At 42.4% G+C, this 14095-nt stretch carries 12 protein-coding genes; 6 read left to right on the top strand and 6 right to left on the bottom strand.

Going from position 1 to position 14095, the window contains the following annotated elements; translation table 11 throughout:
- The first annotated feature begins 25 nt into the window (after positions 1 to 25).
- From GCWU000325_RS04595 to GCWU000325_RS04605, 3 genes are read left to right on the top strand one after another with little or no spacing between them, the layout of a single operon-like run.
- Entirely contained in the window at positions 26 to 469 is a 444-nt protein-coding gene (locus tag GCWU000325_RS04595; protein ID WP_006255006.1) for a BT0820 family HAD-type phosphatase, read from the top strand.
- 43 nt (positions 470 to 512) lie between these two features.
- Positions 513 to 2036 carry an NAD(P)H-hydrate dehydratase gene (locus GCWU000325_RS04600; protein ID WP_006255007.1) on the top strand — a complete coding sequence of 508 codons (1524 nt, stop codon included), beginning with the start codon at positions 513 to 515 and terminating at the stop codon, positions 2034 to 2036.
- Positions 2033 to 3097 carry a DUF4831 family protein gene (locus tag GCWU000325_RS04605; RefSeq protein ID WP_006255008.1) on the top strand — a complete coding sequence of 355 codons (1065 nt, stop codon included), beginning with the start codon at positions 2033 to 2035 and terminating at the stop codon, positions 3095 to 3097. The genes GCWU000325_RS04600 and GCWU000325_RS04605 overlap by 4 nt, the downstream gene beginning before the upstream one ends.
- A 93-nt stretch (positions 3098 to 3190) precedes the next feature.
- Here the strand turns inward: GCWU000325_RS04605 and GCWU000325_RS04610 are convergent, their stop codons facing one another.
- From GCWU000325_RS04610 to rpe, 3 genes are all read right to left on the bottom strand, one after another.
- Positions 3191 to 3637, bottom strand: a complete 447-nt coding sequence (locus GCWU000325_RS04610) for a Fur family transcriptional regulator (RefSeq protein WP_006255009.1) — start codon at positions 3635 to 3637, stop codon at positions 3191 to 3193.
- Positions 3638 to 3933: 296 nt separating this feature from the next.
- The gene (locus GCWU000325_RS04615; RefSeq protein ID WP_006255011.1) at positions 3934 to 4995 is read right to left on the bottom strand and encodes a DHH family phosphoesterase; all 1062 of its coding nucleotides are present in this window, start codon (positions 4993 to 4995) and stop codon (positions 3934 to 3936) included.
- 15 nt (positions 4996 to 5010) lie between these two features.
- Entirely contained in the window at positions 5011 to 5655 is a 645-nt protein-coding gene (rpe, locus tag GCWU000325_RS04620; protein WP_006255012.1) for a ribulose-phosphate 3-epimerase, read from the bottom strand.
- A gap of 241 nt (positions 5656 to 5896) precedes the next feature.
- On the opposite strand from rpe, the gene pheS reads away from it, so the two are divergent.
- Both pheS and GCWU000325_RS04630 read left to right on the top strand, forming a co-directional pair.
- Positions 5897 to 6916, top strand: coding sequence for a phenylalanine--tRNA ligase subunit alpha (gene pheS / locus GCWU000325_RS04625; protein ID WP_006255013.1), 1020 nt, complete (start codon positions 5897 to 5899; stop codon positions 6914 to 6916).
- 90 nt (positions 6917 to 7006) lie between these two features.
- The gene (locus GCWU000325_RS04630; protein WP_006255014.1) at positions 7007 to 8173 is read left to right on the top strand and encodes an MFS transporter; all 1167 of its coding nucleotides are present in this window, start codon (positions 7007 to 7009) and stop codon (positions 8171 to 8173) included.
- A gap of 10 nt (positions 8174 to 8183) precedes the next feature.
- Here GCWU000325_RS04630 and GCWU000325_RS04635 read toward each other — a convergent pair whose 3' ends face one another.
- The 3 genes from GCWU000325_RS04635 to GCWU000325_RS04645 all read right to left on the bottom strand — a co-directional run bounded on the left by GCWU000325_RS04635 (position 8184) and on the right by GCWU000325_RS04645 (position 11481).
- Positions 8184 to 8912: a nucleotidyltransferase family protein gene (locus GCWU000325_RS04635; RefSeq protein WP_006255015.1), complete on the bottom strand. Its 729-nt coding sequence runs from the start codon at positions 8910 to 8912 to the stop codon at positions 8184 to 8186.
- Between the two features lie 60 nt (positions 8913 to 8972).
- Positions 8973 to 10445: a DUF4270 domain-containing protein gene (locus GCWU000325_RS04640; RefSeq protein ID WP_154646575.1), complete on the bottom strand. Its 1473-nt coding sequence runs from the start codon at positions 10443 to 10445 to the stop codon at positions 8973 to 8975.
- A gap of 223 nt (positions 10446 to 10668) precedes the next feature.
- Positions 10669 to 11481: a glycogen/starch synthase gene (locus GCWU000325_RS04645; RefSeq protein WP_006255017.1), complete on the bottom strand. Its 813-nt coding sequence runs from the start codon at positions 11479 to 11481 to the stop codon at positions 10669 to 10671.
- Positions 11482 to 12457: 976 nt separating this feature from the next.
- Between GCWU000325_RS04645 and GCWU000325_RS04650 the strand changes: the two genes are divergently transcribed.
- Positions 12458 to 14074: an ABC-F family ATP-binding cassette domain-containing protein gene (locus GCWU000325_RS04650; protein WP_006255019.1), complete on the top strand. Its 1617-nt coding sequence runs from the start codon at positions 12458 to 12460 to the stop codon at positions 14072 to 14074.
- Positions 14075 to 14095 lie beyond the last annotated feature (21 nt).

Genomic DNA, 14095 nt, shown 5'->3' on the forward strand with positions numbered 1-14095 from the left:
AAAGCACACAAAAAGATTCTGGGAAATGACAATTGCAATAGATTTTGATGGAACTATAGTTGAGCATCGCTATCCTGAGATTGGAAGAGAGATTCCTTTTGCTATAGAAACTTTGAAACGCTTAATCAAAGACGGACATAAGCTCATCCTTTGGACAGTTAGAGAAGGAGAACTTTTGCAAGAAGCCGTAGATTGGTGTAGTGCCAAAGGCGTGCATTTTTATAAAGTAAATCGCTACTGGGATGAGAACGATGAGGAAGAATACTCAAGTTCTATTTCAGGCCATCATAAATATAGTAGAAAGATTAAAGCAGATCTTTTCATTGACGACAGAAATATTGGTGGACTTCCCGAATGGACGGCAATTTATGATATTATTTCTAAGCGGATTTCTTATGAGCAATATCTAAGAGAGCAAGTAAAAGAAGAGAAACCCGCAAAGCCCTCTTTTTGGAGTCGTTTTAAATAAACAAAGAGTCTTTACGTGACACATTATATTAAATAAAGGAAGCATGAAAGTCTTTTCTCAGCGACAAATAAAGGAGTTAGAAAACTACACAATTGAGAACGAACCTATTGCGGCGATAGATTTGATGGAGCGCGCTGCAAAGAAAGTTGCTGCAACTATTATAAAACACTACGACAACTCTCGCGGAATTATCGTTTTTGCAGGGCCGGGCAACAATGGTGGAGATGCATTGGCTACGGCTCGCCTCTTAGCGCTCGAAAACTATAAAGTAGAAGTTTATCTTTTTAATCCGAACGATCACTTAAGTGCAGATTGTGAGGCGAACAAGCAACGCTTAGACACATTAGCCAATATCAGCTTCAACGAAGTAACATCAAAATTTCAGCCTCCTCAATTAAATAACGACGATATTATTATTGATGGTTTGTTTGGTATTGGTCTCAACAAACCTCTGAGTGGCGGTTTTGCAGCTTTGGTACAATTTATAAACACGGCTGCAGTAGAAGTTATTGCGATCGATATGCCTTCTGGCTTGTTCTGTAATGACAACTCCGATAATGATAAACGGAATATTATCCGCGCAACACGCACCATTACATTCCATTCCCCAAAGCTATCCCAACTTTTAGTCGACAATCAAGAATACATTGGTAAACTCGAAGTTGTCGATATTGGCTTGTCTGAGGAGAAAAGCAAAGAACTATACTCCGATTTTGAAATCGTAGAAGCAGAACAAGTTGCAGCAATGATCAAATCACGCAATGCTTTCGGCCATAAAGGAAGCTTTGGGCACGCATTGCTGATTGCAGGCCACTATGGTATGGCCGGAGCAGCTGTACTTGCTGCAAAAGCTAGTCTGCGCTCCGGACTTGGCAAGCTAACGCTCCATACCCCAATTAAGAATAACGACATCTTACAAACAGCAATTCCGGAAGCCATCCTCAGTCATGACTTCAGCGAGACCATTTTCACAACTGCAGTATCCAGCGAAGCTTACAACGCCATCTGTTTAGGCCCCGGATTAGGCAAAGAACCCGACACGGCATTAGCTGTTTTAGAACAGCTACAAATGAGCAAAAAAGCTCCTTTGGTGGTAGATGCTGATGCGCTCAACATTCTTGGTGAGCACAAGAGTTGGTTACAAGAACTACCACCTGCGACAATCTTAACCCCTCATCCCGCAGAATTTCGACGGATACAAAGCGGAAGTACAGATGCATTCACACATTTAGTTGACGCACAAACATTGGCGCAACGTCTAAACATAATCGTCATCCTAAAAGGGCATTATACAGCAATATGTGCCCCTAATGGAAAAACCTTTTTCAATCCTACCGGCAACAGCGGTATGGCTACAGCCGGCAGCGGCGATGTTCTCTCCGGAATCATTACGAGTCTTCTCGCACAGCAATACAGCCCTCTCGAAGCGAGTCTATTAGGCGTTTATTTTCATGGCTTAGCAGGCGATTTAGCACAGGCTGATTTAGAAGAAGAATGCCTTATTGCTTCTGACATCATTAAATATCTCCCACTTGCTTTCAAGCAGCTCAAGTACTTTCACAAATGAAAAAGATCACTTTCCTCCTCTTACTCCTCATACCCTGCCTTTTGACGGCACAAACTGAAGTAAAAGATTACGAACCGGGCATTACTGAAGAAGGCATTACGTATTTCTTGCCAAAGACAGAGTTTTATTTAGTCATTACGACTACGCGCACGACAAAACACCCCGGAGAACTCGCTCCCTTTGCAGCGCGCTATCTTAAGTTAGATCCGGTTGCACTTCATAAGGAGGAACTTTGGAAAATGCACCACGTAAATCTCGTTGCATCAGGAGTAGCGGATCGCGAGCGAGCCTTTTCCATCAAACTGAAGAACAAGACATCTGCACCGCTGGTCGCTCTGGCACGCGACGGCAGACTATTAGCGATCAATGCTGACGCGCAGACTTCGACGATAATACCACAACCAAAGCAAGTAGACGATAAACGCCCTTTGGAAGATCCGACTAAATATAAAACGCAAGAGATTTTAGCGGCCGGAAGCAAGGAAAAAATGGCAGAATTAACGGCAAATGAAATCTTCGACATTAGAGAAAGCCGCTCTCAACTCTCAAAGGGACAAGCTGATTATATGCCAAAAGATGGAGAGCAACTAAAATTGATGCTCGCCAATCTAGATCGGCAGGAAGAAGGCTTGTTGAAACTCTTTACAAGAACGGATCGCACAGACACCGTAACGTTTGTTTTAAAAATCACTTTTGATCACGCTTTTGAAAATAAGATCATCGGTCGGTTTTCTAAGTTCTTAGGCTTAGTAGATGCTAACAATCTAGCGGGTGCCCCCATCTATCTCTCAATCGAAGAGCAGAAAGACGCACCCGAGCCCAAGGAAAACAACGATAAGCCTCAAAAAGTTATCCCCGGCGTACGCTATTGTGTCCCGGGAAAAGCCCTGATTCGCTTAAAGAGCGACGACAAAGAATACTTGAAGACCATACTGCCTGTTGCCCAATTCGGGAAAATAGAAAATTTGGGTAATGAATTATTCAACAAGCACTTTAACACACACGTTATCTTCGATGAAACAACCGGTGGAATCATAAAAATTACTTCAGACGAGCAATAAGTAAGCTTCTGAAGTTATGTTTCTATCATCCCATTGCTGAACGCCTCAACCTAAGCGTTCAGCAATGGGACTTTTTATAAGGTTATTGCTATACTAATGCTTATATTTCTCACATTCCGGACAGAGTCCCATCAGCATATAATTGGCTGAATGTATCTGAAATCCCTCCGGAACGTTCACCTTCGGCACGGGCATTCCTCGAAAGCAGTATGTCCGGTGGCAATGTTCGCAAGTAAAATGTAAATGTAGGTCAGAGAAGCCTGAATGTTCAGCTGCATTGCAAGTGCATCCATCAGGACAAGCACCATATTTCGTTATACCCTCACCATCATCTATACTATGTATCAACGTATGCTGTAACAAAACCGATAAAGTACGATAAATCGTCGACTTATCCACAGTTTTCAGCTCAGCTTCCAAGTCGGCTAACGACAAAGCATTCTCTTTTTCTTGAAGCGTCCTAAAAATTAAAATTCTTAACGCTGTCGGTCGTATGCCTTTGTTGATAAGCAATCGCTCAAGTCGTTCGTTTGTAGTCATCTATTGGGATATTTGCTGACAAAGTTAATAAGAACAACTTAGATTATCCCTTTCCTTTTCTACTTCTATCCAACCAATTAGAAGAAAAGCCCACTTTCTTACTACACTACCCTAGAACCTATTTGCTTAAAACAACCTCTTCGCTTGTTTGCTGCCAGCAAACAATAGTTTGGCCCGAGCAAACAATGTCGGGCCAAGATAAAACGATACCAGTATCGGTATTTTCAAACAAAAAACGAGCGATAAATGATTGATCCCATTTACTTTCCGGGCAAGCAGCTTGCACGATTAGTCGTTCAAAGCAGATCTGAAAAGGCCTCTATGGCTTCTTCCGCTTTTTTTATCGCATCTGCTAAAGAGCAGGCCAATTCTCCTCCACTTGCATTCAGATGGCCCCCGCCATTAAAAAAGGTCTGCGCCATTTTATTGCAAGGAAAATCATCTACAGACCGCAAACTGACGCGAATAACATCGCGTTCCGTATCTTCACGCAAAGAGATACTCAGGCGCATACCTTTGACTTGTAGAGGCATATTCACGATGCCCTCCGCATCACCTCGCTTAAAATGGAAGCGTTGCATCTCCTCGCGTGTCAAAGTAAAGATAGACACGCGATTGTTTGCGTAGAATTGCAGTTTATCATGCAAGATATAGCCCTCCAAACGCAATCGATCTACAGAGTAATTGTTGTACACATTACGATAAATCTTGTCTTTATCGATACCGCGCTCCAGTAAAAGACTGATAACTTGGTAGACCTCCGGCCGCGATGAATTGTAGGTGAAAGCCCCCGTGTCTGTCATCATCCCGGTATAGAGGCAGGCCGCAGTAGACTTAGTCATATCATCGTAACCTCCGAGCTGACACACTAAACGAAAGACAATCTCGCACGTGGAGGACAATTCCGGAAAAGAGAGAAGTTGCTCCGCGGGTAAATCTTTAAGCGTTTGCTGCTCCGCGTCATCTGCGAAAAGATGATGATCAATTACCAGCAACGCGGCTTTCGACTTCTCTACGGCCTGGCCTAAGTCAAGAATCCGACGAAGGTCATTAAAGTCTAAGCAACAAATCAAATCAGCCTCCCTTACCAACTGATTAGCCTGTTCACGCTTGTGGTCATAAAAGAGAATCTTCTCGTTGTTGGGTAACCATCGAAGGAAGTCAGGGAAAGGATTGGGCAGGATAATAGAAACCTTCTTGTGCAATCCTCTTAAATAGTCGGCCCAAGCGAGACAAGCACCCGTAGCGTCGCCATCCGGACTTCTATGCGCACAGAGAACAACGTTGTTGGCTTGGCGCAAGAGGGTAACGAGCTTTAATAAGCGAGCATCATCTAAAAGTGAAAGCAATTCACGCATACAATAAAGTATTGGTTAGAGATGCTTCAAGACGCGAATTTCTTCTTCTGGATCTTGTGCTTTAAAGACGGCACTGCCGGCAACTAAGACATCAGCACCGGCATCGGCAAGTAGTTTGCCCGTCGTGCGATTCACACCGCCGTCTATCTCAATCAAGGTTGAGGCACCATTGGCTTGAATAAGTTGCTTCAAACGTCGTGTTTTCTCAACGGCATGCTCAATAAACTTCTGTCCGCCAAAGCCTGGGTTGACGCTCATCAGCATCACCAAGTCGAGATCGCCGATAATGTCTTCCAAAAGTGAAACGGGTGTATGCGGATTAAGTGTTACGCCGGCCATCATACCTGCGGCTTTTATCTGCTGTACGGTACGATGCAAGTGGGTGCAAGCTTCATAGTGTACATTCATAATCTTAGCACCGAGATCAGCTACTTGCGTAACGAACTTTTCAGGCTGTACGATCATCAAATGCACATCTAAGGGTTTCGTAGCCAACTTGGCCATCGCCTCCATCACGGGGAAGCCAAAAGAAATGTTGGGCACAAAGACGCCATCCATTACGTCTAAATGATACCAATCAGCCTCGCTTCGATTGAGCATAGCGATATCATCGGCCAAATGGCCAAAGTCTGCGGAAAGCAAAGAAGGAGAAACAATCATAGTTGTCCGTAATTAAGGTTGTTCAATTTAAGAACAAAAATTTAACGCGACAAAGGTACAGCTTTTATTATGAAAACAGCTGACAATAGCGTGAAATAAGCACGCAAATCAACACGTAACACCGCTCAACCGGATAAACTATCAACAACTAAAGACAGAACATTATGGAATATTGATTCTTCCTTTTGATTTAAGTCTGATTTGAACTAACTTTGCACCATCAAAATAAGCTGTAAAGAATATGTTAGAGAAGATACAAGCACTTTTTGCACAGATTGAAGACTTGCACGCAAAAAATTTAGAAGAGCTTGAAGCCCTACGCATAAAATTTTTGAGTAAGAAAGGTTGCTTAAATGATTTGATGAGCGAGTTTCGTAACGTTTCTAGCGATCAAAAGCGGGAGATCGGAATGAAGCTAAACGATCTCAAGCGTAAGTTACAAGACAAACTAAACACGCTGCGCCAAGACTTAGCTGTACAAGAAGACGAACAAGACGATTTGGACTTAACACGTACGCCCTACCCTATAGCTTTAGGCTCAAGACATCCAATTAGCATTGTCAAACAACGTTTAGTTGATATTTTCTCAAGAATGGGTTTCACAATGGCCGATGGTCCTGAAGTAGAAGACGACTGGCACGTATTTTCTTCTATGAACTTTGCAGACGATCACCCGGCTCGCGATATGCAAGATACGTTTTTCATAGAGCGACAACCTGATATACTGCTACGAACACATACAAGCTCGGTGCAAAGTCGCATTATGCAGACACAAAAGCCCCCAATCCGCGTGATTTGTCCAGGGCGTGTTTATCGCAATGAGGCCATTTCTTCGCGTGCACACTGCTTCTTCCACCAATTGGAAGGCCTTTACATAGATGAGAACGTTAGTTTTGCAGACTTAAAGCAGGTAATGCTGTCCTTTGCACGTGAGCTTTTCGGACCTGACACACAAATTCGGCTTCGCCCTTCCTATTTCCCCTTTACAGAGCCTAGTGCAGAAATGGACATCAGCTGTTTTATCTGCGGAGGTGATGGCTGTAGTCTTTGCAAAAAGACTGGTTGGGTAGAAATCCTTGGTTGCGGAGAGGTTGACCCTAACGTTTTAGAAAATTGTGGCATAGACAGTACACGTTATAAAGGTTATGCTTTTGGCTTAGGCCTTGAGCGTATCGCCAATTTGCTTTATCGCGTAAGCGATTTGCGGCTTTTCTCTGAGAACAATGTCAAGTTCTTAGAAGAATTCACCGCTGCCAACTAAAAAGATAAAGGCCACTCAAGTACATAACGAGTGGCCTTTTTTCGTATGTCAACACATTATAGACTCTTCACAAAATCATATTGCTGCATTATGGCGGCCAATTTCCTACTATACTTTGGATTTTGGCTGATTCTACCTATTCTTCCCTTTTACCTGCGCGATGTTTTTCACGAGCCCAAAGGATTAATTGGTATTATTCTGAGTTGCTATACTGTAGCAGCACTTTGTATTCGCCCTTTTTCCGGCTATTTATTGGATACATTTGCTCGGCGCCCCCTTTATCTTTTATCCTATGCCGTCTTTACTGCATTATTCGCCGGCTATATTCTGAGTGCCACGCTAAGTATATTTATATTGCTACGCGTATTTCATGGTTTTTCTTTTGGTGCCGTCACGGTTGGAGGAAATACGTTGGTCGTTGACATTATGCCTTCAGCCAGGCGCGGAGAAGGGTTAGGCTACTATGGGCTAGCTAATAATTTTGCCATGTGCCTCGGGCCAATGATTGGTCTTTTTCTTTATGATGGTGGTGCTTCGTTTGATACGATCTTTTCCATTGCCTTAGGCTCTTGTTTGCTCGGTTTTTTATCTGCGCTCTGTGTACGCGCTCCACGAAAGAAGAGTGCAAGCAAGAAAAACGTCCATATTTCGTTAGATCGATTTGTGTTGCTTAAGGGTATTCCGGCCAGTATTGCGTTAATATTATTGTCAATCCCTTATGGAACAACTACCAATTTTGAAGCCATTTACGTTCAAGAGATTGGTTTGCCAGTCTCCTCTGGTTATTTCTTTGTTTTATTGTCTATCGGGTTGGGAATTGCGCGTTTATTTTCCGGAAGATTTGTAGATAAAGGATTTGTAACGGAATGCATACATTACGGCCTTTATCTTGTTATTTTCGCCTTTATCTTATTAGGATCTTGCGCTTATCTTATACAATGGAATGTTTCAATCGCTTGTTTGTGTTTCCTGATTGTTCCCCTATTACAAGGAGTAGGCTTCGGAATCATCTTTCCGGCTTACAACTCTCTTTTTATAAATTTAGGAACACACAATCAGCGAGCAACAGCCACGAGTACTTACCTAACATCTTGGGATATCGGTATAGGTCTCGGCATATTAGGCGCCGGAATTATTGCTGAGCATTTTGATTTCTCAACTGTCTATTTTATAGGTGGTCTATTTAGTATTGGAGGTATGTTATTTTTCAATCTTATCGTGACTCCACATTATCGGAAGAACAAAATAGAGGATTGAAATAAAGGTACTATAGATCGAGTAAGAACTCCTCCGCTCTTTGCAATGTATCTATTTTGCCAACATCTAGCATTCTTAAATCCGGCTTGACTTCACATTTTATATCTACCTTATCGCACACCTGCAAATAGAAATCTATAAGGGAAAAGCGCTCAGCAAAACTCTCCATAAAAGGGAATAAACAAGGAGAGAAACAATGAATACCTGAAAAGGCATAAGGCCTCAAACGGCCAAGATCTATATTCGCATAAGGAGAACGCATCTCTCCGGTCGTCACATTCTGCCAAGCACGTAAACAGTTGTTTTCATCAAAGAGCAAATAGCGGCTTGTCTTTCTCGAACTCACAAGTAAAGTCGCAGCCTGTTTGCTTGATTTCTCATATAATGAAGCAATGTCAGCATTACTCAAGATATCTACATTATGAAGTAATATAGGCTCATCAGAAGAAGAGAATAAAGGGATAGCTTTCTTTAATCCACCACCAGTATCTAATATACTCTCACGTTCATCTGACACAGATATATTTACACCAAAGTCATTATTCGACAAGTAATCCAGGATCTGCTCTCCAAAGTGGTGGATATTAATTACGATTTCCCTGACTCCTGCATTTCTTAGCCGCTCTATGATAATCGCCAAGAGAGGTTTTCCGGCAACCGGAACCAAAGCTTTTGGTATTTGATCTGTGATTGGACGAAGTCTTGTGCCTTTTCCGGCCGCAAACAACATTGCTCTCATACGAAAGACTGGACTAAAAAATAGGAGCGACTTTTTGAGGCGCTCCTGTGTATGTTTGTATTAATTGGAGAAGTGACTGTAAACGACCGACATCTTCACCGAGTTATTATTACCTCCGTTTAGTTTTACGCTAGTCAGGCCTAATTCATTTCTAACGCGCAATAGCGTTTTAATTGTTTCTCCTGTACTTTGATTTTTGGTCAAACTAAATTCTGTGGCTACCGGTATAAGCATTACCTTATTCCAATCAGGATGCGCAGTCTCCCAAGTTTGATATTTCGCCTGTCGCTGCACTTCTGTATCCGACTCGGTAACGCCTGCCCCTTTATCGCGTTCAAGCTTCAAAGCAGTAATCAATTGGCTGATGTTAGTAAAAGAATACGTATTGTAGGATGAGTTATAATCAGCCAAATAAGAGTTTTCAGCATTTGTCAATTTACCTTCCTCAAAGAAAGAGAACATCTCAGATTTCCTTACCATCAATAATGTGGGTGCAGGGTTTAATTTATACCCAGGCGTCGATGTATTGTTATAACGAGAGAAAGAAATGGAAGCTGTGTTGATGATATCCTTATAATGAACACCGGCAACAACCTCACTCACAGGTAGCGTCACCTCGGTAAAGAGACCCGCGGGCGATTTTACATAAGAATAAGGATTGCTAGCATTCAGCATTGCTGCCGGAATACTATTATCTACATGCGTGCTCTGTATTACTTCTTCCGTAGCAGCCATACGTTGCATTCCGGACATTATCGTATCTTTTCCGGCTGTCGTTTTTGCTTTATATGAGAAGTATACTTCAAGTGCTGAAATACGCACATTGATCATTGATCCTACACCCCCGACCGATTGGAAATAGAATCCGGGACAAACATTATGTATAAAAGAATAGGAATCCTTGAAGTATTCCGGATGGGCATAATACTGTTTTAAAATAGTAGAGCCATAATCTTGCGGCAAGCCTATGTTTATCGCATGCGACTTCTTTTTTGTGCCTGGTTTCACCAATAGGTCTTTAACAGTATAAGTAATCGTCTTCTGTAATCCTTCGGATGAACTCAGAAAAGCCTGAGGATTTAAATTGGTATAGTAGTTTTTGCTTTCATCCAATGTATTCGTTTTGCTCAACTCCTGCACTTTCAGTTTCATCACCGTAAGAGAATCGCCGTAGAAGCTATCAAAGGCGAGCACCAACTTACAAGAGTCAGCTTTCGGACCACTGGCATCTTTAGTGATCTGCTCCAGCTTCGGAAACGTCAATTGTTCCCGGATATGATATTGAGCCAAAAAATCAGAAGTAGTTTTCGCCTGCGTTTCTGGATCAATTATGCAACCCAGTAAGCAAGTATTTGTGTTGGCTAAGACTGAATCGACCTTAATTGTCTTTGAAGTAACCGCATAAGAGGCTTGCGAAGTTTCAATATTATCGCCACCAGGCATTACACCGGGTCCGATCGTAACGGTATCATCGCTGCACGCGGTCAGTAGCAATAAAGAAAAAAGAGCTGTTAGCGAGAAAATATGCTTCATCTTCTTATTCAAATTCATTTATTCTTGGCAAAAATACGATAACTACAAAGAAAGACAAAGGAATATACCCTTTTTCTACTTTAATGACAGCTTGTAATACGCGTTGACATCGCAGATTACTCTATTCTGATTGCTGATAGCCAGCTCTTGCAGCCAAATAAATAAAGGAAGGAGATGCAAACGCTTCCTTCCTTTTATTCTGTGTGCCCATCAAACAGGGCGCTTATTCGTAAAGTCGCTCAAAGAAATCAGCATAAGCCTTGCCTGTATCCTCAGCCTCAGCATTGTTGAGCGTAGGTAGACCTAATTTTTGAGCATAAGCCATCAATTCCGGAGAAACGCCTTCTTCGGCTTGTATAAACCCGTCCGAATAGTTAAGCGCAAGCATACTCAACGCATTAGGAGAAGATAAATCTAAATCAAGATGATCGATTGTAGCTTTAGGCAACTCTCTAAATTGTAGGCACTCTTTAAAATTCTCAGCCGGAGGTGTCTGAAGCTCATCGCTGCAAGCCGAAAAGACAACTTTAGCATCGGCAAAGGCCGGTTCTTCTTTATATGCGGTCTTAATGAAGAAAGGTGCGATAGAAGAAATCCATCCATGGCAGTGGATCACATCTGGTTTCCACCTCAGCTTTTTGACTGTTTCCAAAACGCCTCTAGCATAAAAAATAGCTCGTTCGGCATTATCGCTATATTCATTCCCATCTTCATCAGTTCTCATCTTCCGTTTATGGAAATAATCGTCATTATCTATAAAGTAAACTTGCATTCTCGTTGAAAGAATGGAGGCTACTTTAATGATAAGTGTATGATCGGTATCATCAATAATGATGTTCATTCCCGATAGACGTATGACTTCGTGCAACTGATTTCTACGTTCGTTAATCGTACCCCAACGCGGCATAAATGTGCGTACTTCATGACCTGACTCCTGCATAAGTCGGGGCAACTCTTGCCCCAATTTGGACATGTTAGATTGCTGAACGTAGGGTGTAATCTCTTGTGTGATAAATAATATCTTTTCAGATCTCATATTGCGGTAGAAGTAAATCTTCTATGGTTTTGTTCTACTATTGCTTCATAAGACTCAGAAACATTTAAGATGCATACTTTTCCTCATCTTACAGCTTTAATGGTGCAAAGGTACACAAAATAAATCAATTAACGCTTATAAACTCCTCAAAAGAAGCCTTTATAATTGCATCAAACCTAAAATAACTGAGCTATGGTCAAAGAAAAAGCCAATTATAGTACGAGGTCAGGCCCTCATCAGTCTATTTATATTCTGACAATTCTCCATTTAAAAGCTAAAACACTTTGGGTTAACCACATTACAGCCAAGATCTAACGAAGCGAAATAAATCATTGCTAATCAACAATATTACTCATAAAAATATCTACTCTTTTCAGACCCACGACTACCTATACAGACTGCCGCAAATCGGAGCATCAGAATCAGACTAATCGAAAAGTATCCATCTACATCTTAAAGGGAACTTATAACATACCATTTCGAGTCAACAAAGGCCCACGCAGAACTTGTACGCTCACGATGGTACGCATTTTTCATCACGAGCGTACGTTTGTACTTTCGTGAGCGTACAGGTGTACCCTCACGAAGAAAAATCGCGCAAGCTTCCCCTGTAGCACTACACCAAGCATTTTACTCAAACTTTATGCATCCGTATTATGTCATTGTCTACTTTTCGCATTGGCTCCCCTCCCCTCGTTGCGTGAAGCTAAGACAAGGACGGCCGCACACCAGCGCTAAACAAGGACCGGAACGGTGCCCTCAACGACGCTCCAGAGCGTGCGGAGTCAATACTAAGATTGGTCTTCCTATTTCAAAAGAACAGAAAAACAGTATTTAAGGCCACACAATCTATTCTTTTCGTGCCAACTACGCATTGCAAATCTCTTCTAAACTGACATTCATATAGATAAGCAGCTTTGTTACTTTGTCGTCTCGACTCTTATCACTAACTTCGCGCCTAAAATTAAAAAGCGATATGATCACATTGACAAATCTTGCCGTTCAGTTTGGCAAGCGCGTCTTATACAAAGACGTGAATATGAAGTTTACCAACGGAAATATTTATGGCGTTATCGGCGCAAACGGCGCAGGAAAATCTACGCTCTTAAAAGCGATATCCGGAGAGCTAGAACCGACAAAAGGCAACATCGAACTGGGCGTCGGCGAACGACTTTCCGTATTATCTCAGGACCACTTCCAATTTGATGAGCACACGGTGCTAAATACGGTCTTGATGGGCCACACGGTGATGTGGGATATTATGCAGCAGCGCGATGCTCTCTATGCTAAGGCTGACTTTAGCGATGAAGACGGCATTAAAGTAGCCGAACTGGAGGATAAATTTTCCGAGATGGGCGGCTATACGGCAGAAAACGATGCGGCAGAACTGTTAGAGGGCCTCGGTATCAAAACTGTTCTGCATCAAAAGCTAATGGGCGAACTTTCCAATAAGGAGAAGGTGCGCGTAATGCTTGCTCAAGCGCTGTTTGGAGAGCCGGATAACTTGCTACTCGATGAGCCTACGAACGACTTAGACCTTGAAACGGTAGAATGGTTGGAGGAATATTTGGGCAACTTTGAGCATACGGTATTGGTGGTAAGCCACGACCGCCACTTCCTCGATCAAGTTTGTACGCATACTATAGATATTGACTTCGGAAAGGTGACGATGTTTGCCGGCAACTACTCCTTCTGGTATGAATCCAGCCAGTTGGCTTTGCGCCAAGCGCAGAATCAAAAGCAGAAAGCAGAAGAAAAGAAGAAGGAATTGGAAGAATTTATTCGCCGTTTCTCTGCTAATGTTGCGAAAAGCCGCCAGACGACTAGCCGTAAGAAGATGTTGGAAAAATTGAATGTGGACGAAATCAAACCATCTACGCGCAAATATCCTGGTATCATATTCCAAATGGAGCGCGAGCCGGGCAACCAAATTTTAGAGGTAGAAGGACTGAAGGCTGTAACGAAAGATGGCGAAGTATTGTTTGACAACATCAACTTTACGGTAGAAAAAAACGATAAAATCGTTTTCATTAGCCACGATCCAAGAGCTATGACGGCCTTGTTTGAGATCATCAATGGCAATCAGGAGGCAGCTGCGGGCGGATTTAAATGGGGCGTTACGATCACAACGGCTTACTTGCCTTTGGACAACACGTCATTCTTCGACTGCGACTTGAACATGATCGATTGGCTGAGCCAATTTGGCACAGGAAATGAGGTATACTTCAAAGCCTTTTTAGGTCGAATGCTTTTCAAAGACGAGGACATAATGAAGAAAGTCAACGTCTTGTCCGGAGGAGAAAAGATGCGATGCATGATTGCGCGAATGCAATTGAAAAATGCTAACTGCTTGATCTTGGACACTCCGACTAACCATTTGGATATGGAGAGCATTCAAGCATTTAACAACAACCTGAAAGGGTTCAAAGGCAATGTCTTGTTCTCAAGCCACGACCACGAGTTTATCGAAACCGTAGCCAATCGCGTCATAGAATTAACTCCGAACGGAGCAATCGATAAGTTGACGAGCTACGAAGACTACATCCACGATGAACATATAAAGGAGCTTCGTCAAAAGATGTACGGAGAATAAGCCATAACTCTCTAAAAGAAG

Origin of the sequence: Alloprevotella tannerae ATCC 51259 (assembly GCF_000159995.1) — a bacterium.
Classification (GTDB): domain Bacteria; phylum Bacteroidota; class Bacteroidia; order Bacteroidales; family Bacteroidaceae; genus Alloprevotella; species Alloprevotella tannerae.

Excerpts from the sequence above, each read along its gene's own strand:
- GCWU000325_RS04595 (WP_006255006.1), top strand. The coding sequence starts at position 26 with ATGACAATTGCAATAGATTTTGATGGAACTATAGTTGAGCATCGCTAT.
- GCWU000325_RS04600 (WP_006255007.1), top strand. The coding sequence starts at position 513 with ATGAAAGTCTTTTCTCAGCGACAAATAAAGGAGTTAGAAAACTACACA.
- GCWU000325_RS04605 (WP_006255008.1), top strand. The coding sequence starts at position 2,033 with ATGAAAAAGATCACTTTCCTCCTCTTACTCCTCATACCCTGCCTTTTG.
- GCWU000325_RS04610 (WP_006255009.1), bottom strand. The coding sequence starts at position 3,637 with ATGACTACAAACGAACGACTTGAGCGATTGCTTATCAACAAAGGCATA.
- GCWU000325_RS04615 (WP_006255011.1), bottom strand. The coding sequence starts at position 4,995 with ATGCGTGAATTGCTTTCACTTTTAGATGATGCTCGCTTATTAAAGCTC.
- rpe (WP_006255012.1), bottom strand. The coding sequence starts at position 5,655 with ATGATTGTTTCTCCTTCTTTGCTTTCCGCAGACTTTGGCCATTTGGCC.
- pheS (WP_006255013.1), top strand. The coding sequence starts at position 5,897 with ATGTTAGAGAAGATACAAGCACTTTTTGCACAGATTGAAGACTTGCAC.
- GCWU000325_RS04630 (WP_006255014.1), top strand. The coding sequence starts at position 7,007 with ATGGCGGCCAATTTCCTACTATACTTTGGATTTTGGCTGATTCTACCT.
- GCWU000325_RS04635 (WP_006255015.1), bottom strand. The coding sequence starts at position 8,912 with ATGAGAGCAATGTTGTTTGCGGCCGGAAAAGGCACAAGACTTCGTCCA.
- GCWU000325_RS04640 (WP_154646575.1), bottom strand. The coding sequence starts at position 10,445 with ATGAAGCATATTTTCTCGCTAACAGCTCTTTTTTCTTTATTGCTACTG.
- GCWU000325_RS04645 (WP_006255017.1), bottom strand. The coding sequence starts at position 11,481 with ATGAGATCTGAAAAGATATTATTTATCACACAAGAGATTACACCCTAC.
- GCWU000325_RS04650 (WP_006255019.1), top strand. The coding sequence starts at position 12,458 with ATGATCACATTGACAAATCTTGCCGTTCAGTTTGGCAAGCGCGTCTTA.